The organism is Allosediminivita pacifica, from assembly GCF_003054175.1.
GTDB classification, from domain to species: Bacteria; Pseudomonadota; Alphaproteobacteria; order Rhodobacterales; family Rhodobacteraceae; genus Allosediminivita; species Allosediminivita pacifica.
The window spans coordinates 30,171-50,601 of the sequence record NZ_QBKN01000017.1 but is presented as its reverse complement, the minus strand read 5'-3'; the positions used below and the strand labels follow the sequence as shown (position 1 = coordinate 50,601).

Annotated in this window: 18 protein-coding genes; 13 read left to right on the top strand and 5 right to left on the bottom strand. The window is 67.1% G+C overall.

What is annotated here, in order from left to right; all coding sequences use genetic code 11:
• Positions 1–55: 55 nt before the first annotated feature.
• On the bottom strand, positions 56–1,072 hold the full coding sequence (locus C8N44_RS13825) for a TRAP transporter substrate-binding protein (protein ID WP_107977363.1): 1,017 nt from the start codon (positions 1,070–1,072) through the stop codon (positions 56–58).
• A 631-nt stretch (positions 1,073–1,703) separates the two neighbouring features.
• On the opposite strand from C8N44_RS13825, the gene C8N44_RS13820 reads away from it, so the two are divergent.
• The 4 genes from C8N44_RS13820 (at position 1,704) to mgrA (ending at position 8,138) form a co-directional block, all read left to right on the top strand.
• Entirely contained in the window at positions 1,704–3,758 is a 2,055-nt protein-coding gene (locus tag C8N44_RS13820) for a hydantoinase/oxoprolinase family protein (protein ID WP_107977362.1), read from the top strand.
• Positions 3,755–5,392 carry a hydantoinase B/oxoprolinase family protein gene (locus C8N44_RS13815; protein WP_107977361.1) on the top strand — a complete coding sequence of 546 codons (1,638 nt, stop codon included), beginning with the start codon at positions 3,755–3,757 and terminating at the stop codon, positions 5,390–5,392. The genes C8N44_RS13820 and C8N44_RS13815 overlap by 4 nt, the downstream gene beginning before the upstream one ends.
• 276 nt (positions 5,393–5,668) lie before the next feature.
• Entirely contained in the window at positions 5,669–7,045 is a 1,377-nt protein-coding gene (locus C8N44_RS13810) for an NAD(P)/FAD-dependent oxidoreductase (RefSeq protein ID WP_107977360.1), read from the top strand.
• A gap of 64 nt (positions 7,046–7,109) precedes the next feature.
• Positions 7,110–8,138: an L-glyceraldehyde 3-phosphate reductase gene (gene mgrA, locus C8N44_RS13805; protein WP_107977359.1), complete on the top strand. Its 1,029-nt coding sequence runs from the start codon at positions 7,110–7,112 to the stop codon at positions 8,136–8,138.
• Positions 8,139–8,224: 86 nt separating this feature from the next.
• Here mgrA and C8N44_RS13800 read toward each other — a convergent pair whose 3' ends face one another.
• Complete coding sequence (locus C8N44_RS13800; RefSeq protein WP_107977358.1) at positions 8,225–8,959, bottom strand: SDR family NAD(P)-dependent oxidoreductase; 735 nt, start codon at positions 8,957–8,959, stop codon at positions 8,225–8,227.
• Positions 8,960–9,050: 91 nt separating this feature from the next.
• The gene (locus C8N44_RS13795; RefSeq protein ID WP_158274054.1) at positions 9,051–9,938 is read right to left on the bottom strand and encodes a LysR family transcriptional regulator; all 888 of its coding nucleotides are present in this window, start codon (positions 9,936–9,938) and stop codon (positions 9,051–9,053) included.
• Between the two features lie 306 nt (positions 9,939–10,244).
• Between C8N44_RS13795 and C8N44_RS13790 the strand changes: the two genes are divergently transcribed.
• Genes C8N44_RS13790 through C8N44_RS13760 form a run of 7 tightly spaced genes read left to right on the top strand, consistent with a single transcriptional unit; the run spans position 10,245 to position 16,191 of the window.
• Positions 10,245–11,297 (top strand): TRAP transporter substrate-binding protein, encoded by a 1,053-nt coding sequence (locus C8N44_RS13790; protein WP_107977356.1) that lies wholly within the window; start codon positions 10,245–10,247, stop codon positions 11,295–11,297.
• Positions 11,298–11,321: 24 nt separating this feature from the next.
• The gene (locus C8N44_RS13785; RefSeq protein ID WP_107977355.1) at positions 11,322–11,906 is read left to right on the top strand and encodes a TRAP transporter small permease subunit; all 585 of its coding nucleotides are present in this window, start codon (positions 11,322–11,324) and stop codon (positions 11,904–11,906) included.
• Positions 11,906–13,198 carry a TRAP transporter large permease gene (locus C8N44_RS13780; RefSeq protein ID WP_107977354.1) on the top strand — a complete coding sequence of 431 codons (1,293 nt, stop codon included), beginning with the start codon at positions 11,906–11,908 and terminating at the stop codon, positions 13,196–13,198. The genes C8N44_RS13785 and C8N44_RS13780 overlap by 1 nt, the downstream gene beginning before the upstream one ends.
• Positions 13,198–13,845, top strand: a complete 648-nt coding sequence (locus tag C8N44_RS13775) for a flavin reductase family protein (protein WP_107977353.1) — start codon at positions 13,198–13,200, stop codon at positions 13,843–13,845. The genes C8N44_RS13780 and C8N44_RS13775 overlap by 1 nt, the downstream gene beginning before the upstream one ends.
• Positions 13,842–14,801, top strand: a complete 960-nt coding sequence (locus C8N44_RS13770) for an NAD-dependent epimerase/dehydratase family protein (protein WP_158274053.1) — start codon at positions 13,842–13,844, stop codon at positions 14,799–14,801. The genes C8N44_RS13775 and C8N44_RS13770 overlap by 4 nt, the downstream gene beginning before the upstream one ends.
• Positions 14,798–15,697, top strand: a complete 900-nt coding sequence (locus C8N44_RS13765) for an allantoinase PuuE (protein WP_107977351.1) — start codon at positions 14,798–14,800, stop codon at positions 15,695–15,697. Before C8N44_RS13770 ends, C8N44_RS13765 begins: the two co-directional genes overlap by 4 nt.
• Entirely contained in the window at positions 15,694–16,191 is a 498-nt protein-coding gene (locus tag C8N44_RS13760) for an ureidoglycolate lyase (RefSeq protein ID WP_107977350.1), read from the top strand. The genes C8N44_RS13765 and C8N44_RS13760 overlap by 4 nt, the downstream gene beginning before the upstream one ends.
• Positions 16,192–16,224: 33 nt before the next feature.
• On the opposite strand, the gene C8N44_RS13755 is transcribed toward C8N44_RS13760, so the two are convergent.
• Positions 16,225–17,157 (bottom strand): N-carbamoyl-D-amino-acid hydrolase, encoded by a 933-nt coding sequence (locus C8N44_RS13755; RefSeq protein ID WP_170121088.1) that lies wholly within the window; start codon positions 17,155–17,157, stop codon positions 16,225–16,227.
• A 406-nt stretch (positions 17,158–17,563) separates the two neighbouring features.
• On the opposite strand from C8N44_RS13755, the gene C8N44_RS13750 reads away from it, so the two are divergent.
• Positions 17,564–18,697 carry an alanine racemase gene (locus tag C8N44_RS13750; RefSeq protein ID WP_107977348.1) on the top strand — a complete coding sequence of 378 codons (1,134 nt, stop codon included), beginning with the start codon at positions 17,564–17,566 and terminating at the stop codon, positions 18,695–18,697.
• A gap of 135 nt (positions 18,698–18,832) precedes the next feature.
• Here C8N44_RS13750 and C8N44_RS13745 read toward each other — a convergent pair whose 3' ends face one another.
• On the bottom strand, positions 18,833–19,330 hold the full coding sequence (locus C8N44_RS13745) for an SH3 domain-containing protein (protein ID WP_107977347.1): 498 nt from the start codon (positions 19,328–19,330) through the stop codon (positions 18,833–18,835).
• 110 nt (positions 19,331–19,440) lie between these two features.
• Here C8N44_RS13745 and C8N44_RS13740 point away from each other — a divergent pair, with 110 nt between their 5' ends.
• Positions 19,441–20,427 (top strand): 2-hydroxyacid dehydrogenase, encoded by a 987-nt coding sequence (locus C8N44_RS13740; RefSeq protein ID WP_107977346.1) that lies wholly within the window; start codon positions 19,441–19,443, stop codon positions 20,425–20,427.
• Positions 20,428–20,431 lie beyond the last annotated feature (4 nt).

Here is a 20,431-nt window from a genome sequence, read left to right as displayed (position 1 = left end):
GGTCATATGGCTTGCCCGCGCCGGCCGGGGCGCGGGCAGTGTGGTATCGCTCGGATCAGCCGGCTTGCGCCTTGAGTTCCTCGAAGCGTGCCAGCACGTTCTGGCCGCGCTCGCCGGTTTCTTCCAGCCAGCTTTCACGAACCGACGCGCCGGCTTCTTGCAAGTGCTCGAAGACCTCGGCCGGGACGTCGCCTTCGCGGGTGATGGTCATGCCGTTCTCGGCCATCCGCTCGTATGCGGTGTCGATGGAGTCGCGGATGATCTGCCAGTTGTACTCGTCGCAGGCGTCGATCGAGTCCATCATCGCGGTCTTCACGTCTTCGGGCAGGGCGTCGAACTCGTCCTTGTTCACGTGGCACATGAACAGGCCCATGGCGTAGTTCATCTCGGTAAAATCGCTCACGTAATCCCAGATCGACAGCTGGATCGCGCCGTCGGCCGAGGTCAGAACCGCGTCGAGCCCGCCGGTCGACAGCTGCGGCACGAGGTCGGACCACGCCACCTGCAGCGGCGCCGCGCCCGCTTCGCGCAGGGTGCGGGTGCCGTTCACGTCGTAGGTGCGGATGCGCAGACCCTCGAGTGCGCCGACCGAGGTGATCGGCTCGGGCGCGTGGATGCCCGACGGCGGGTTCGGCATCGCCCAGAGCAGCACCATGCCGTTCTCTTCGAAGATCTTGGCGTATTCCTCGCGCGCGGCCTGCCACAGGAGGTAGGCCTCATCGAGGCTGGAGGCGATGAAGGGCAGCGACGACAGGTTGAAGAAGGGGTCGATCCCGCCAAGCTGCGTCACCAGCGTGACCGCCGCCTGCACCGCGCCGTCCTGCACGGCGTCGAAGTGGTCGGTCGACTTGTAGCCGAGCGCACCGCCGCCCTGGTAGTTGATGGTCAGCGCGTCGCCGACGCGGTCTTCCATCTCCGAGACGAAGAAGTTGCACGCCTGGCCGGACAGCGACTGCGCGCCGTATTCGTCGGCAAAGTCCCAGCGGACGTTGGCAAAGGCCGGGCGGGTCGCAGCGACAAGCGCACCCGTGGCGACGGCCGAGCGCATGAACGTGCGGCGAGTGAAAGTCATGATGAAGCTCCCTGCGTTTGACTGTATTGCTTCGCAAACGGGCCGTGTGATCGTCCCGCTCATTACATGTTGCGCAATGATGCACGTATGCAGGCACAAAATTGCTCTATCTGTCAACAAACCTTCACCTTCTTCCAAAAATACCCTTGAGCTGATGGTTTGAGGCACGGTATATGCCGTTAATTGCTCATTTATGAGGCATATTTGTGGGTTTTTCCCCTGTGGGAGAGTTTTTCATTCACATACGGCCAAAAGTGAGCGAGCAAGAAGCGCAAGAGCTGGCGGGCAAGGCATGTCCTGCCGCGATCCGTGGAGGCCGAGGCAAGAGTGACCGGCAAAGAAGTACAAAGTCGAGCCCTTTCAGGGGTATGGTTGCACAGGGTGGGCCGCGTTCGCGCAATAGGCGAGGCGTCCAAGTGTTGCCCGGCCCGAGCGGGTCGAGGTCTTCCATCCGCTGCAGGGCAGATGCCTCTTGGGGCGACTGTGACGTTTTTTGCTCGCCTTTGCGCAGACTGCCCTCGAAGCTCTCACCGCTCCGTCGCCCCGGCGGGTAACCGCCCCGCACGGCGGCGCACCCCGCCCTCAGTAGCGGCCGCCTGCGCGGCCTGAAGATCAAAACGGGAAGAAGAAGATGGCCTGGAGAATTGGCGTAGATTCCGGTGGCACGTTCACGGACGTTTGCCTCTTTGACGAAGACAGCGGCAAGGTCGAGATCTGGAAGGTCTCGTCGACCCCGGACGATCCCTCCCGCGGGATCACCACCGGCGTGGTCGAGGGGCTGGACCAGGTCGGCAAGACCGCCAAGGACCTGTCGTTGCTCGGCCACGGCACGACCGTCGCCACCAACGCGCTGATCGAACTGCGCGGCGTGAAGACCGGCCTGATCGTTTCCGACGGCTTCCGCGACCTTCTCGAGATCGGCCGCCAGAAGCGCCCGAACCTCTACGATATGATGGCCGAGAAGCCCGAGCAGCTGGTCTCGCGCGACCTGCGCCGCGAGGTGCCCGAGCGCATGAAATACGACGGCTCCGTCGATGTCCCCCTCGATGTCGATGCCCTGCGCGCCGAGCTTCAGCTTCTGGCGGGTGAGGACATCAAGTCGCTCGCCGTCTGCTTCCTCTACGGCTTCCTCAACACCGAGCACGAAGAGCTCGCCAAGCGCGTCATCGCCGAGGAACTGCCGGACGTCTTCGTCTCGACCTCGCACGACGTCGCGCCCGAGTTCCGCGAATTCGAGCGCCTCTCCACCACCGTGGTCAACGCCTACCTCGGCCCGGTCATGCAGCGCTACATTCGCCGCCTGAAGGAAAACCTCGACGAGATCGGGCTGGAAATCGCGCCCCAGCTCACCCAGTCGAACGGCGGCGTCATCGGCTTCGACACGGCGGCCAACCTGCCGGTCCGCACCGTGCTCTCCGGCCCCTCGACCGGCGTCGTCGCGGCGCAGGCCATCGGCAAGATGTCGGGCTTCGACAACATCATCACCTTCGACGTAGGTGGCACCTCCTCGGACGTGGCGCTGCTTCAGAACGGCGTCTGCCAGCTCACCGGCGAAGCCGACGTGCACGGCTATCCGATCAAGGCGCCGATGCTCGACATCCACACCGTGGGCGCGGGCGGCGGTTCCATCGCCAACGTCGACACCGGCGGCCTGCTCAAGGTCGGGCCGCGCTCGGCCGGCGCGCATCCCGGCCCCGTCTGCTACGGTCTCGGCTCGACCGAGCCGACGGTGACCGACGCCAACATCGTGCTCCAGACTCTCAACCCGGTCGAGATCCTCGGCGGCCGCATGAAGGTGCGCCGCGATCTTGCCGTCGAATCGGTCCAGCGCCTCGCCGACAGCCTCGGCCTCGGCGTGATGGAAGCCGCGCAGGGCATCATCTCGGTCGTCACCGCCAACATGGCCAAGGCGATTCGCGTGATCTCGGTCCAGCGCGGCCACGACCCGCGCGACTACGCGCTGATGGCCTTCGGCGGTGCCGGTCCGCTCCACGCTGCGCGCCTCGCGCGGGAGCTCGACATGGGCAAGGTGATCGTGCCGCTCACGCCGGGCACGCTCTGCGCGCTCGGCCTGCTGCTGACCGACCTGCGTGCGGACTTCGCCATCTCGCGCCTGCTGCCGCTCGACGACAGCGCGCGTGATGCCATCGAATCCGGCTTTGCCGATCTCGTGGGGCAGGCCGAGGCCTGGCTCGACAACGAGGGCATCGCCGAGGACCGCCGCGTCCTGACCCGCACCGCCGACATGCGCTACATGGGCCAGAACTACGAACTCTCCGTCGCCGTGCCCGCCGGGCCGATCACGGCCGAGACCTTCCGCCAGCTCGAGGAAGGCTTCGAAGCCGCCCACCGCCAGCGCTTCGGCTTCATCGCCGAGGGTGAGCAGATCCAGCTCGTCACCCTGCGCCTCGAGGCGGCAGGCGTCGTCAACAAGGCCGAGTTCAAGCCGCAGCCGGAAGAAGGCCCCGACGCCTCCGCCGCGCAAATCGCGACCCGCGACGTCTGGATGGCCGAGGCGGGCGATTTCGTCCCCGCCGGTGTCTACGCACGCGAAAAGCTGCGCCCCGGCAACGTGATCGAAGGCCCCGCCATCGTCGAACAAATGGACACGACCACCGTCATCCTGCCGGACATGACGGGCACCGTGGACCCCTATCTGAACCTGATCCTGGAGGTGAAGGCATGAGTGCGCAGGACAAGAAGCCGATTGATCCCATCACCGTCGAGGTGATCGGCTCGGCGCTGCAGAGCATCGTCGAGGAAATGGGCGAGGCGCTCGTGCGGGCCTCCTACTCGACCAACATCAAGGAGCGGCGCGACTGCTCCACCGCCCTGTTCGATCACCGTGGCAACACGCTTTGCCAGGCCGAACACATCCCCATGCACCTCGGCTCGTTCCTGGGCGTGATCCCCGCGATCCGCGAACGCTTCGACATGGAGGACATCAAGGCCGGTGACGTGTTCATGGCCAACGATGCCTACGCGGGCGGGGCCACGCACCTTCCCGATATCGTGCTCGCCGAGCCGATCTTCGTCGGCGGCCAGCTTGTCGCCTGGGCGGTCAACACGGCGCACCATTCCGACTTCGCCGACCGCGGCCACCAGCACATCTACCAGGAAGGCCTGCGCATTCCTCCGGTCCGCCTCTACCGCGAGGGCGTGCTAAACAACGACCTGCAAGAGATGTTCCTGCTCAACTGCCAGGTCCCACGCGAACGGATCTCGGACCTGCGCGCCCAGATGTCCGCGAACCGCCTCTGCGTCCAGCGGATGACCGACCTCTGCGAGAAATACGGCACCGAGAAGGTTCTCGCCGCGGGCGACGCGCTGCAGGACTACGCCGAACGCAAGATGCGCGCGGCCATCGCCGCCATCCCCGACGGGACCTACCGCTTCGAGGACCAGTTCGACAGCAACCAGTGGCCCGACGCCATGACCCTCAAGGTCGACATCACCGTGACCGGTGACGAGATGCTGCTGGCCTTCGACGGTCCCCCGCAGGTGCGCGGTGGTCTGAACCTGATCTACACCTCGCTGCTGGCGGCGGCCTACTTCACGGTGAAATCCGTGCTCGACCCCTCGGTCCTGCCGAACGCGGGTCTCGCACGCCCGCTCAGCGTCACCGCGCCCAAGGGCTCGATCCTCAACTGCGCGCATCCCGCCGCGGTCGAGGGCCGTATCGCCGCCTCCCAGCGCGTGACCGATCTCGTCTACGGCGCGCTGGCCAAGGCGCTCCCGGGCAAGGTGATGGCCGCGGGCAACGGCTGCTGTACCGGCGCCACCTTCAACGGCACCGACGAGGACGGCGGCATCTGGGTCTACCTCGAAACCATCGGCGGTGGCGGCGGGGCGCGTCCCTCGGCTGACGGCCTCTCGGGCATCCACGTGGGTCTCACCAACACCTCCAACCTCCCGGTCGAGGCGCTGGAACTCGAATACCCGCTGACCCTGCTGCGCTACGAGCTGGTGCAGGACAGCGCCGGGCAGGGCGAATACCGCGGCGGCATGGGCGTCCGCCGGGTCTACCGCGCCGAGAAGGCGTGCCGCTTCACCGTCGAAAGCTCGCGCGTGGCCTCGCGGCCCTGGGGCCTCGAAGGCGGCGGCAAGGCTGGCGGCGCGATCCTCGACTTCGGCGACGACCGCACCGATTTCTCGGGCATGGTCGACCTGAAGCCGGGCCAGATCGTCTCGATCACCACGCCTGGCGGCGGTGGCTACGGTGACCCCTCCGGCCGCACGAAGGACGCGGTCGCGCGGGATCTGGCCGAGGGGCGCATCAGCCCCGAGGCCGCGCGCACGGCCTACGGCGTGGAGGCCTGAGCGCCTCATGGCCGTCCCGCCCGGCATCTGCGCCGTGGCCGGGGCGGCCGCACCCCCGCCGCCCGATGTGTGCCGGGCGGTGGGATGGCCTTCTCTGGCCGGAGGTGGCTGAAAAACGTCAAGGATTGCTCGATTTCTACCACATCCGGCAGATTGTCACGTAATTTCCCAAGGGAAGCGCTTGTTGTCATCCAATAACGAGCAGATAATTCCAAAAATGAGCATGAAGCCGCAGGCTGACATGTCATGTCAAATCTCCTCAGCACAGAGGCAAGCATGATCGAGAGTGAGAGTAGAGGGTTCGTCCCTTCGCTGAACACCGTCACCAGTGAACGGGACATTCCCAGCGAAGTGGACGTGGTTGTCATCGGCGGCGGCACCGCGGGCGTGTCCACGGCGCTGTTCCTCGCCGAAAAGGGCGTCCGCGTCTGCGTCTGCGAAAAGGGCGAGATCGCGGCCGAGCAGTCTTCGCGCAACTGGGGCTGGACCCGCCAGATGGGCCGCGACCCGCTCGAGATGCCGCTGTCGATCCAGAGCCTCAACCTCTGGCGCAACCTGAAGGACCGCTTCGGGATCGAGGCCGGCTACAAGGAAACCGGCATTACCTACATCTGCAAGAAGCCTTGGGAGATCGAGCAGGCGAAGGGTTGGGCCGAGACCGGCAAGGAACATGGCCTGTCGCTGCGCGAGCTGACCGCGCGTGAGATCTCCGAGATGGTCCCCGGAATCGCGCCGGGCCAGAACTACGGGCTTCACACCTCGACCGACGGCCGCGCGGAACCCGGCCTCGCCGTGCCCGCCTTCGCCGAGGCGGCCCGCCGCATGGGCGCGTCGATCCTGACGCAATGCGCGGTGCGGGGCCTCGAGAAGTCGGGCGGCGCGGTCTCGGGCGTGGTGACCGAAAAGGGCACCATCAAGTGTTCGTCCGTCGTCGTCGCAAGCGGCGTCTGGACGCGGCTCTTCCTCGGCAACAACGACGTCATGCTGCCCCAGCTCAACATCATCGCGGCCGCCGCGAGGATCGACAACGTCCCGACCGGCAACAACGTCGGCCCCGATTTCCCCATCGGCGGCGCGACCTTCGGCCTGCGCAAGCGGCAGGACGGCGGCTTCACCGTGGGCCCGCGCAACATCAACATCGCCCCGATCACGCCCGACAGCTTCCGCCTGTTCGGCGACTACCTGCCCGTCTTCCTGAAAAGCTGGCGGGAGCTCAGCCTGCGCTTCGGCAAGGACTTCTTCGAGGAGCTTGTGTCGCGCCGCCGCTGGAACATGGACGAGGTCACCCCGTTCGAGGCCGTGCGCGTCCTCAACCCCGATCCCTCGGACTGGATGCTGAAGAAGTCGCTCAAGGGCCTCAAGGAAACGCTTCCGGCCTTCAGGGACGCCCGCGTCACCCATGCCTGGGGCGGTGCCATCGACGCGACCGCCGACGGCGTGCCGGTCATCGACGGGGTCGAGAAGGTGCCCGGTCTCTACATCGCCTCGGGCCTCTCGGGTCACGGTTTCGGCGCGGGCCCCGCAGTGGGCCAGCTCATGGCCGAACTCGTCACCGGCGACCGCCCGACCGTCGACCCGAAACCCTTCAAGTACAACAGGTTCCGCTCCACCCGCCGGTTCGAAGCCTGGCAACCCGCACAAGCCTACGCCTGACATCCACTAGGGCCCCGCGCCCTGCGTCAGGCCCAGACACTGACCAAGATTGAAAGGACACTCGATGCCCTATTCGCCCAGCGAAACCCGCTACCAGAAGATGAAGTACAATTTCTGCGGCAACAGCGGGCTGAAACTGCCCGCCGTGTCGCTCGGGCTGTGGCACAACTTCGGCCACGACACGCCCCACGACACCAAGCGCAGCATCTGCCAGACCGCCTTCGACCTCGGCATCACGCACTTCGACCTCGCCAACAACTACGGCCCGCCCGCCGGTTCGGCCGAGGAAGCCTTCGGGGAAATCCTGCGCACCGACTTCGCCGGCTACCGCGACGAGATGATCATCTCGAGCAAGGCCGGCTGGGACATGTGGGAAGGCCCCTACGGCGACGGCGGCAGCCGCAAGTACCTGATGGCCTCCTGCGACCAGAGCCTCAAGCGCCTCGGCGTCGACTACGTCGACATCTTCTACTCGCACCGCTTCGACCCCGAGACCCCGCTGGAAGAAACCATGGGCGCGCTCGACCAGATCGTGCGCTCCGGCAAGGCGCTCTACGTCGGCATCTCGTCCTACAATTCCGAGATGACGCGCAAGGCCGCCAAGATCCTCGACGACCTCGGCACGCCCTGTCTCATCCACCAGCCCAGCTACAACATGCTGAACCGCTGGATCGAACGTGATGGCCTCAAGGACACGCTGACCGAAATCGGCATGGGGTCGATCGTCTTCACGCCGCTGGCGCAGGGGATGCTGACCAACAAGTATCTCAAGGGCGTGCCCGAGGGCAGCCGCGCCCAGCAGGACGCGACGCTCAGCAAGGGCTTCCTGACCGAAGAGAACATCGAGAACATCCGCCAGCTCAACCGCATCGCCGAAAGCCGCGGCCAGACGCTGGCGCAGATGGCCATCGCGTGGGTTCTGCGCGGCGGGGCGATCACCTCGGCCCTGATCGGCGCGTCCAAGGCGCAGCAGGTCATCGACTGCGTCGGGGCGCTCGAGAACCTCGAATTCTCCGACGACGAACTGGCCGAAATCGACCGCTACGCGGTCGAGGGCGACATCAACCTCTGGGCCAAATCCTCCCAGACCTGAGCCGCCCCTCCGGCGAAACCGCCGGACCACGCCATCACGCCCCTGTCCCTCGCATCCGAGGGGCAGGGGTTTCGCGTTCCGGGGGCCTACTTCAGCGTATATCCCCCGTCGGCAAGCAGGTCGCTCCCGGTGATGAAGGCGGCGTCGTCGCTGACGAGGAAGGCCGCCATCGCGCCGATCTCGTCCGGTGTGCCGATGCGCCCGATCGGATGCCGCGGCCCGTGGTCCGCCAGCACCTGTTCCTCGCTGCCCGCCCGCCGGATCAGCCGGTCGGTCATCACCGCGCCGGGCGACAGGCTGACCGCCCGGATGCCCTCGCTCGCGTGGTCAAGCGCGAGCGTGCGCGTCAGCGACAGCAGCCCCGCCTTGCTGGCCGAATAGGCGGCGTGCCCCTTTGCTGTGACGTGGCCCAGCTGCGAGGCGATGTTGAGGATCACGCCCTTCGTCTCGCGCAGGTGGGGCAGGGCGGCGCGGCTGACGAAGTAGGCGCCGTTCAGGTTCACGTTCAGCGTATGCAGCCAGGCGTCGACTGGCAGGTCGCAAATCTTGCCCGTGCGCGCTTCGGCGGCGGCATTGTTGACGACGATATCGAGCCGCCCGAAGCGCTTGACCGTCGCCGCCACCGTGGCCTCGACCGCCTCCGGGTCGGTGACATCGCAGGACAGCGCCATCATGTCGTTGGTGTCTTCCGTCTCAGGCGCGTGAAGGTCCACGAGGCAGACCTTCGCCCCCTCCGCCATGAAATGCCTCGCGATCGCCTGCCCCAGGTCGCCGCGGGCGCCGGTGATAATGGCGACGCGGTCACGCAGTTTTTCGGACATGATAGGGGCCTTTCTCGATTTTCGTTATTTCTGCCGTAGTGACTTGCCGCTCTTTCGGGCGATCACAACCGCAACCGGGGCCGGCCCCGCGCTAGGTCTCCGCGTGGGCCGCCCGGACGTAGTCTTCGATAAAACTTTCAGCGATCAGCGACAGCTTCCGGTCCTTGAGGTGAGTGGCCACCAGCGGCAGGAACTGGTCGGTCTCGAACGGGCGGACCGTGACCAGCGCGGGATTGGCCGACAGGGCGGTGTCGGCGTCGACCAGCGCAATGGCGCCCGTTGCCTCGGCCATGCGCAGTGCCATCGAGGTGTAGCGGACCTCGGCGAAGGGGGCGGCGTTGCGCTCTGCCTCGGGCAGGGCGGCGCCGACGATGCGGCCGACCTCGGAATGACGGGGATAGGAGATCAGCTTGCACCCGACGAGATCCGAGGGCCGCACGCTCGTCTGTGCCGTCATCGCATCATTGTTGGGCATGACACAGAATAGAGGCAACTTCGCCAGCACGCGGGACTGGATCGAGGGATGCTCCAGCGGCGTGATGGTGAGGCCGAATTCGGTCATCTCGCCGACGATCATGGACACGATCCGTTCGTTCGACGGCATGTCGATCTTGAGCGTCACCTTGGGCTTGTCCTCGTGAAACCGGTGGATGGCGCGGGGCACGCAGCCGCTGGTCATGCTGGGGCTGCAGACGAAGTTCAGCCGCCCCGTATCGCGCCGCCGAAGTTGCTCCGAGAATGCGTCAAGATGCTGTAATTGCGAAAAAATATTCTGCGACCGCTCGTAGAGAAGCTGCGCCTCCTCGGTCGGGACAAGGCGCCGTTTGCGCCTGTCGAAAAGCTGCAGGCCGACCTGGGATTCCAGTTGGCGCAGCTGGTTCGACACCGCTGGCTGGGAAATCCGCAGCAGCTCCGCGGCGGCCAGCGTCGATCCCGTCTGCATCACGGCGTTGAAGATCTCGAGGTAGCGAACGTTCAATCTCATAATCCCGAGTTATGTGTGCGGCCTCATATTTGATTGGAAATGTGGCCGGGGCCAAGAATTGAATTCGCTGGTATCCCGAGCTGGATGCGGATCAACAAGGCCCGACGGGCAGGAACGAGCGGACCCCATGAACGCACCGACAGCATCAGATCCGCGCCGCGCGGCGACGCCCTGCGTCCCGTGTTCCGGTGACCGCGTCCACGGCGCCTTGCCCCTTCTCACGATCACGGGCGCCGGCGTGGCGGCCATGCCGATCCCCTCGGGTTGCCCGATAAACCTCCCAAGAAGGACCCCAACAGGATGAGACTCCCCCTCAAGCACGCAGCTCTCGCGCTCGCCTTCGCCATGCCCGCCACCGCCTTCGCGCAGGCCGAAACCACGATCAAGGTCCTCGGCTTCTGGGGCAACCAGCCGCAGATTGACGACGTCGACCGCCCGATGTGGGAAAGCATCGAGGAAGAGACCGACGGCCGCATCGAGATCCAGTACCTGACCCTCAACGAGGCCGGCCTGAACGGCTCGCAGGCGCTGCGCTTCCTGCGCCGCGGCCAGTTCGACATCATGACGATCAACCCGTCCTACGTCAGCGGTGACGAACCCTCGCTCGTCGCGGTCGACCTGCCGGGCCTCGCCTACGACTACGAGACCCTGCGCGAGATCTCGGACGTCTACCGCCCGACCATGGCCGAGCGCCTCGAACGCTTCGACGGCGTACTGCTCAGCCACTGGCCCTTCAACCCGCAGATCGTCTGGTGCAACGAACCCGTCGACAGCATCACCGACCTCGAGGGCCGCAAGGTCCGGGTATCGGGCGCACCGGCGGCCGACACGCTCGACGAACTCGGCGCGACCGCCGTCAACCTCACCGGCGGCGAGGTCTACCAGGCGCTCGAGCGCGGGCTGGTGAACTGCGGCTCCACCGGCAGCACCTACGGCTACCGCACCAAGTGGCACGAGGTCGCCAATCACCTCTACAACTTCCCTCTCGGCAGCTACAGCCAGGTGGTCCAGGTCGCCAACAAGACCTTCTGGGACAGCCTCTCGGAAGAGGACCAGGAAATGATCCGCACCAAGATGGCGGCGGCCGAGGATGAACTCTGGGCAATGGCACCCCGCGTCCACCAGCAGGGCGTGGCCTGCGCCACCGGCGAAGGCACCTGCGAACTCGGCGGTGAACCCGGCGACATGACCTTCACCGAGGTCTCCGAAGCCGACAAAGAAGTGCTGGCCGAGATCGTTAACACGGTCACCATTCCGAACTGGAAAGAAAGCTGCACGCCGATCTTCCCGGAATGCGGCGAGCGTTTCGACGAAACCATCGGCCAGGTCATCAACGGCTCCGACGGCAGCTGATAACGGACGTTCTGCGGAAACACGATGAAACGTATCATCCCGACTGCAGAGAGAGGGCTCAAGGCCCTCTCTCACACCGCGTGCATCCTTGGCGGATGGTTCGTGATCCTTCTCTCCGTCGGCATCTGCATCGAGGTCTTCCTGCGCAAGGTGTTCAACGAATCCCTGCAGGGCGTCGACGAATACGGCGGCTACGCGCTGGCGATCACCGCCTCCCTCGGCTTTGCCTACTGCTTCTACGAACACGCGCACATACGGATCGACCTCCTCACCCGCAGGCTGCCCCGCACGCTGGGCCGTGCGCTGTCGATATTCGCCATCGTGATGCTGGGTGTCGTCGCCGGGTTGCTGGGGCTTCAGTCGATCCGGCTCGCACAGGAATCCCAGCTCTTCATGGCCTTTTCCAACACGCCGCTGCGCACGCCCATCGTCTATCCCCAGGCCATCTGGGCGGCGGGCTTCTGTCTCTTCTTCGTCGCCATCGTCCTTCGGTTGCTGCACATCTTCCAGAGCCTGCTGTCCGGCGACGGTGACCGGCTCGGCGATCTTCTCGGCGAAAGCACCTCCGACGACGGGGTCGAAGGCTCCACAAGGCAGGGGGTCGAATAATGGAAGCGGCATTCCTTTTCGTAGCCGGGCTTCTCATCCTGCTCATGCTGGGCCTTCACGTGGCCAGCGCCCTGATCCTGCTCGCCTTCGGCGCGGACCAGCTCCTCAGCAACGGCATGATGGTCGCCTCCATCGGGTCCATCGCCTGGGACAAGATGAACGACTTCACCCTCGTGGCGATCCCGCTTTTCGTCATGCTGGGCGAGATCCTCATTCGCGGCGGCGTCGCGGACCAGCTCTATTCGGCGCTCTCGGTCTGGATGAACCGGCTGCCCGGCGGGCTGCTGCACACCAACATCTACGCCAGCACCGTCTTCGCCGCGACGTCCGGCTCCAGCGTCGCCACCGCGGCCACCATCGGCACCATCGCCATTCCGGAACTCGAGGCGCGCGGCTACAACCGGCGGCTCATCTACGGCTCGCTCGCCTCTGGGGGCACGCTGGGCGTGCTGATCCCGCCGAGCATCCTGATGATCGTCTACGGCACGCTCGCGGACCTTTCGGTCAGCCGGCTCTTCATCGCCGCCATCGTGCCCGGGCTGCTGCTCGCCGGGATGATGTCGCTCACGATCATCCTCATCTCCATCTTCATCGCGCCGCCCAAGGTCCGCAGCGAAGCGGTGCCGCTGGCCCAGAAGCTGCGGATGCTGCTAAAGGTCCTGCCGATCTTGGTGGTCTTCTTCATCGTCATGGGCAGCATCTACGGGGGCCTCGCCACCCCGACCGAGGCGGCGGCGCTCGGCATCGTGTCGGCGATCGTGCTGGCCGGTCTCAACCGCAAGCTCTCGGTCCGCATGATGCACGAGGCGTTCCTCTCGGCCTTCCGGACGACCTCGATGATCATGCTCATCATCGTCTCGGCCTTCTGCCTCAACTTCATCATCTCGATCCTTGGCCTGCCGCAGGACGCCTCGCGCGCGATCTCCGAGGCGGGTCTCAGCCCCTACGCGCTCATCTGGCTGCTGGTGCTGTTCTACGTGGTGCTCGGCTGCTTCCTCGAGGCGGTCGCCATGATGGTGACCACCGTGGGCATCGTCGTCCCCATCGTCATCGCGGCCGGGTTCGATCCGCTCTGGTTCGGCGTCTTCCTAACGATCCTGATGGAGATCTCGCTCATCACGCCGCCGGTCGGTCTGAACCTCTACGTGATCCAGAACCTCCGGCCCAAGGAGTCCAACATCAACGATGTTTTCATCGGCATCGCGCCCTTCGTGGGGGCCTTCATCGCCTTCGTGGCCATCATCATCTACCTGCCCGAGATCGTGCTTTGGCTGCCGCGGAGCATGGACTGATGGACGACACCCTCTGGCGCTCATTCGAGCATGACGCGGTCGACCCCAGGGACCGCTACAAGATGATGAGCGGCGCGATCGTGCCCCGGCCGATCGCGCTCGTCACCACCGTGGCCGAGGATGGCACGCTGAACGCGGCGCCGATCTCGTTCTTCAACTGCCTCTCCGCCGATCCCGGCATTCTCGCCCTCGGGGTCGAGACCCGCGATGACGGCTCGATCAAGGACACGGGCACCAACATCCGCCTCGCCGGCGAATTCTGCGTGAACATGGTCAGCGAGGCCATGTTCGAGGCCATGCGCATCTGCGCCCAGCCCGAGGCCCCCGAGGTCGACGAGATCGCGCTTTCGGGCCTCACGCCCGTGCCCTCCACCTCCATCGCGCCGCCCCGCCTCGCCGAGGCGCCCGCGGCCTTCGAGTGCAAGCGCCACGTCACGCTCGAGATCTCGGCCTCGCGCCAGATCGTGCTGGGGCGCGTGACATGGATGCACTACCGCGAGGACGTGATCGACGCCGAGAAGAGCTACATCCGGCAGGAGCGCATGAACCTCGTCGGGCGGATGAGCGGGCCCAGCTACGTCCGCCTCAACGACATCTTCACCGAGCTTCCCGACCCGGCCCCCGCGCCGGGCGGCCCCCGCCGATGACCATCCTCGTCACCGGTGCCGGCGGCTTCCTCGGCCAGAATCTGCGCGACGCGCTCACCGCCCGGAGCCTGCCCCACGTCGCGCTCAACGACCGCCCCCTGACCGGCGGCACGACCGAGCTCGCCGACGTCCGCGACCGCGCCGCGCTCGCCTCCGTCCTCGACCGCCACGGCGTGACCGCGATCATCCACGCCGCCGCCGTGACCCTCGCCCCCGGGAGCCGGCTCACCGATGTCGAGACGGCCTTCGACGTGAACACCCTCTCCACCGCCATCCTGCTGGAAGAGGCCCGCCGCGCGGGCGTCACCCGCTTCGTCTACCCCAGCTCGACCGCCGTCTACGGCGCGGCGCTCTACGACGACGCCCCCGTGGACGAGGCCACCCCGCCCCGACCCACCAGCACCTACGGCTACACCAAGCTCGCCAGCGAACGGCTCGTGGCCGAAACGGCGGCCAGCTTCGGCCTCTCCTGCATCCGCGCCCGCATCACCGCCCTCTTCGGCCCGCACGAGCGTGAAACCGCCACCCGCGATCTCATGAGCCTGCCGTTCCAGCTCGCCCGCTCCGCGCTCTCGGACACGCCCGTGACCCTCCCGCACGACCACGCCCGCGACTGGACCTCCGCCCGCGACGTGGCCGAGGCGCTGGTGCAACTCGCAACCACGCCGGACCCGGGCCACGACCTTTACAACCTCGGCCTCGGCAAGGCCTGGTCTCCCGTGATCCTCGCCCGCGCGCTGGCGGACCTGCGCCCCGGCTGGCGCTGGGACCAGGCCACACCCCACGCGGGCCTCACCTTCCCCGATGATCCCGCCGCCCCGCGCCAGCCGCTCCTCTCCGACCGCTACCGCGTGGACTTCGGCGCCGCCTTCCGCACGCCCGAAGAGGCCTGCGCCGACTACGTCGATTGGCTGCGCGACACCGCGCCCGCGCCCCAACCCGGATACGCCCCATGACGCACCTCGAACGCGATTTTATCGGCTACGGCCCGACACCCCCGGACCCGCAATGGCCCGGCGGCGCACGCATCGCGGTCAATATCGTGGTGAATTACGAGGAAGGCTCCGAGGAAAGCGTGCCCGACGGCGACGGCTTCACCGAGACCGGCCTGACCGAGGGCGGCAGCGGCGCCTTCACCGGCCGCGACCTCGCCGCCGAATCCATGTTCGAATACGGCAGCCGCGTCGGCGTCTGGCGGCTGTTCCGCCTCCTGCAACAGGCCAGCGCCCCCGCCACCGTCTTTGCCTGCGCCCAAGCGCTCGAACGCAATCCCGAAGTCGCCCGCGCCATCGTCGAACAGGATTGGGACGTCTGCGCCCACGGCGACCGCTGGGTGCGCCACCAGACCCTGGACGAGGCGCAGGAACGCGCCGCCATCGCCCGCGCCCATGACGTGATCTCGGACCTCTGCGGCACGCCGCCCGTCGGCTGGTACTGCCGCTACAGCCCCACCGAACGCACCCGCGCGCTGCTGGTCGAACACGGCGGCTTTCTCTACGATTCCGACAGCTACGCCGACGAACTGCCCTACTGGACGACCGTCTCGGGGCGCGATCATCTCGTGCTGCCCTACAGCCTCGCGCTCAACGACGGGAAGATGGCGCGCGGCAACATGGCCACCGCCGACCACTTCTTCGCCTACCTGCGCGACAGCTTCGACCTGCTTTACGAGGAAGGCGCGGACCAGCCGAAGATGATGACCGTGGGCCTGCATTGCCGGCTCATGGGGCACCCGGGCCGCGCCATCGCGCTGCGCCGCTTCCTCGATCACGTCCGCGCGCACGACCGCGTCTGGCTTTGCCGCCGGGCCGACATCGCGCGGCACTGGATCGCCACGCACCCGCCCGCATGACCATGACCCTGCCCGAGATCCTGATCGCCTCCGACGAGGGCTTCGCCCCCTACGGGGCGCTCATCCGGCACGCGGGTGGCGCGGGGCGCAGCTACGCGGACCTCGCCACCGCCGACATGGCCTCCGAAACCCGGCCCCGGCTCTGGACCGTGCACCGCGCCCCCGATCCGGGCGGCGTGGCGCTCACCGGGCTCGAGCGGCACCCCCTCAGCGCGCAAAGCTTCCTGCCCCTCGGCGCGGTTACGCTGCTGGCGGCGGTCTGCCCGACCCTGCCGGACGGCGGGCCTGACCTTGCCGCCATGCAGGCCTTCATCCTGCCGCCGGGCACGGGCATCAGCTATCGGCGCGGCACGTGGCACCACGGGCTCATCAGCCTCGACGCACCCTGCGATATCGCGGTGTTCATGGGCTGCAAGAGTGCAGACGAGGATACCGAGCTTTTCGTGCTGCCCGAACGGATCGACTTCCCGGCGGGGGATATCCCCCGCCGCTGAGATACCGAATCGATCAGGTGCGGCCCGCAGCGCTCAGAGGCTGCCGGTCTGGTCGACGATGCGGCGGTAATGCTGCGGCCGGCGGTGGGCGGCGAAGTTGAACATCTTCGTCTTGCCCTGCAGCGTCGCGTCGAGATCGCAGTCCGCCACGATCACCTCGTCGCCCAGCCCCTTGGCCTCGGCCACGGTCACGCCGTTCGGGTCGACGATGCAGGACCCGCCGATCAGCCCGGCGCCGTCCTCGACGCCCGCCTTGGCCACGGCCACCGCCCAGGTGGCGTTCATGTAGGCATTGGCCTGCGCGACAAGCTGCGAATGGTAGGTCCGCAGCGCCTCGCTCTCGGTCGTGCCGCCGTTGGGATCGTAGGCGGCCGAGTTGTAGCCCATCACCATGAGCTCCACCCCCTGCAGCGCGTAGGCGCGCCAGGCTTCGGGCCAGCGGCGGTCGTTGCAGATCAGCATGCCCATGCGCGGCTTGCCCCAGGCCTCGACGCCCTCGAAGGCCGGGAAACCGTCCTCGCCGTATTCGAAATAACGCTTCTCGAGCTGCTGGTAGGTCTCGCCCTCGCGCGGCTCGACCGACCCGGGCAGGTGCACCTTGCGGTACTTGCCAAGGATCGTGCCGTCCGGCCCCACCGTGATCGCCGAGTTGAAATGCTGCCCCTCGGGCGTGCGCTCGGCGTAGCCCACGTAGAAACCCACCGACAGCTCCCGCGCCCGGTCGAACAGCGGCTGCACCATGGGGTTGGGCATCTCGGCCTCGAAATACGTCTCGAGCTCGTCCTCATCGAGAAGCCAGCGCGGGAAGAAGGTGGTGAAGGCCAGCTCGGGAAAGACCACCAGCTGCGCGCCCTCGGCGGCGGCCTGCTCCAGCAGCGCGATCATGCGGGCAAGGATGTCCTCGCGCCGGTCCTGGCGCTGGTTCGGACCCATCTGCGCTCCGGCAATACGTATGATTCTGGACACGCTCGAACTCCTCTCGTGGCACTGCGGCCCGCGGGCCGAAAATCGACGCGACGCTAGCCAGCGGAGCCGGGACCGGCAATAATCTTGGTTATCAGTAATCGCCCCTTACTATTCACTCAGGTAATACGTTTCCTATTTGGGCGGTGCGCCGGCGCACCAACTGCCGCGTGGCCGCTGTGCGAGGGGTTCTGTCATCGCCAAGGGCTGCCCCATGAACCAGGCGGCGCCTCCGCCCATGCGTCAGATGTGGCACCCCCCAGAGGACCCCGACCACGGGAAAGGACCGGGTTGCAATCCGTCCGGCGAAGACGCGTATGGGGCCTGTGCCGCCCGGGCCTTTGGCCCCACAATCGAACTCCCCGCCGCCGACGCCGGTCCGGTGCACCCCGGCCAAGAAGGAGACGCCATGTCCACGCTCGCCGATCTCGACACGCCCTTTCTCGTTCTCGACCGCGACCGTATGGACGCGAACCTCGCGCGGATGCGGCGCCATGCGGAGCGGCTGGGCGTCACGCTGCGCCCGCACCTCAAGACGGTGAAATCCGTGCCCGCTGCGCAACGCGTCCTGGGCGACATGGCCAATCCCGCCACCGTCTCCACCCTGCAAGAGGCCGAGGCCTTCGCCGAGGCCGGCTGCACCGACATGATCTACGCCGTGGGCATCGCGCCCGCCAAGCTTCCCCGCGTCATCGCGCTGCGAAAGCGCGGCGTGGACCTTGCCGTGGTGGTCGACAACGCCGCGCAGGTCGACGCGGTCTGCGCCGCCTCGCGCGACGCCGGCACCCCCATACCCGCGCTGCTCGAAATAGACAGCGACGGCCACCGTTCCGGCCTGCGCCCCGGCGATCCGCAGATCGTCGCGCTGGGCCGGGCGCTTGCCGAGGGCGGCGCGGAACTGCGCGGCGTGCTCACCCACGCGGGCGAAAGCTACGGCTGCTTCACGCTGAGCGAGCAGGAGGCGCTGGCCGCGAAGGAACGCGATGTCGCCACCGGCGCGGCCGAGGCCCTGCGCGCGGCGGGGCTGACCTGTCCCGTGGTCAGCGTCGGGTCGACCCCGAGCGTGCATTTCGCCACGGACATGACCGGCGTGACCGAGGTGCGGGCCGGGGTCTTCACCCTGTCGGATCTCGTGATGGCGGGGCTCGGCGTCGGCGGACTCGACGACATGGCGCTGAGCGTCGTGGCCACCGTGATCGGCCACCAGCCCGACCGCGGCTGGCTCATCACCGACGCGGGCTTCATGGCGCTGTCGCGCGATCGCGGCACGGCGCAGATGCCGGTCGATCAGGGCTTCGGGCTGGTCGCGGATCTGGACGGGCGGCCCTTCGGGGACCTTCTCGTCCTCAAGACCAACCAGGAGCACGGCATTCTGGGCATGCGTGAGGGCAGCGCCGCGCCCCTGCCGGAGCTGCCGGTCGGCACGCGGCTGCGCATCTACCCCAACCACGCCTGCGCGACGGTCGCCATGCACCCCTCGTTTGCCGTCATCGCCGGCGGGGACGAAATCGTCGAGACCTGGCCGATCGAGCGGGGTTGGTAGGGCGGCGAGCGGCGCGGGACGCGGACTCCCACGCCCGGGATAATCCTAACGGGTGGTTAAACCGTCTCTGTAAGTCATTGATTTTGCGTCGGCGACAGGATGTCCCGGCCCGGGACACCCTAATGTCCCGCGCGGCTACTCGAGTATCTCGTCCGGATCGACGCCCCAGATCGCCGTCTTCGGAGCCCACCCGCGGAAGCCCCCGGCGCGCAACTCGCACCAGTCCGGCCCGCATTCCTCGAGCCGTGCGATCACGCCCAGTTCCAGTTTGGCCGCCACCGGGCTTTCCTTGTCGGGGCGGGTGTGGATCTGGAGCATGTCCTGCTCCACGATGGCGGTGCGGACCCCCGAAAGCAGCGCGTAGTGGACCCATCCGCCCGCGCCGTCACGGTCCCGCACGCGGCGCCAATGGCCGTATTCGGCGGTCACCTCCAGCGGCATGTCGCGGCGCTTGTAGACCCAGTCGATCCGGTGCGACAGCGACGGCCCCCGCCTCACGTTGCCCTGGTCGGTCTTGAGAGAGACGTAGCGCGGCAGCGGCAGGTTCGTCACCGGCCCGCGGTTCTCGGCGGCCCAGGCGGCCCCGGCAACAAGGAGCGCCACGAGCGCCCCCGCCCATGCTTTCCAGATCATGCCCGTCCTGCTCATCGGTTATGTTTTTGCCGCCGAGGTGCTTGTGCCCCGACCGGTCTTGCCGCAGGTTACCGCCGCAGGCGCGGAACAGCAAAGCGCGGGAGGGACGGATGCCATCAAAACGTCTGAGTGTTGTCGTCACGCGACGCTTGCCCGATGCCGTGGAGACACGGCTTTCCGAGCTTTTCGACGTCCGGCTGCGCCATAGCGACGCCCCCATGAGCCGCGCGGAGCTGGTTGCCGCCGTGCAGGAGGCCGATGTCCTTGTTCCGACGGTCACGGATGTCATCGACGCGGGCCTGATCGGGCAAGCGGGATCCCGCCTGAAGCTGATCGCCAACTACGGCGCGGGCTTCGATCACATCGACGTCTCGACCGCGCGCGAGCGCGGCATCCTCGTGTCGAACACGCCCGGCGTGGTGACCGAGGACACAGCCGACATGGTCATGGCCCTCATGCTGGCCGTCACCCGGCGCATCCCCGAGGGCCAGAAGGTCATGCAGGAAGCCGCCTGGGAGGGCTGGGCGCCCACCGCCTTCCTCGGTGGTCGTCTTGGCGGCAAACGGCTCGGGATCCTCGGCATGGGCCGCATCGGACGCGCCGCCGCGCGCCGCGCGCGGGCCTTCGGGATGCAGATCCACTATCACAACCGCCGCAGGCTCCGTCCCGAGTTCGAGGAAGAGCTGGAGGCGACCTATTGGGAAAGCCTCGACCAGATGGTGGCGCGGATGGACGTCATCTCGGTCAACTGCCCCCACACGCCCTCGACCTATCATCTGCTGAACGCTCGGCGGCTGAAGCTGATGAAGCCCACGGCGGTTATCGTGAACACCTCCCGCGGGGAGGTCATCGACGAGAACGCGCTGGTGCGGATGCTCAAGTCCGGCGATCTCGCCGGGGCGGGGCTTGATGTCTACGAGAACGGCACCGAGTTGCACCCCGATCTGCGCAGCCTTCCCAACGCGGTGCTTCTGCCCCACATGGGCTCGGCCACGCACGAGGGACGGATCGAGATGGGCGAGAAGGTCATCATCAACGTGAAGACCTTCGCCGACGGGCACCGTCCGCCCGACCAAGTACTGCCTGGTATGCTGTGAGTCG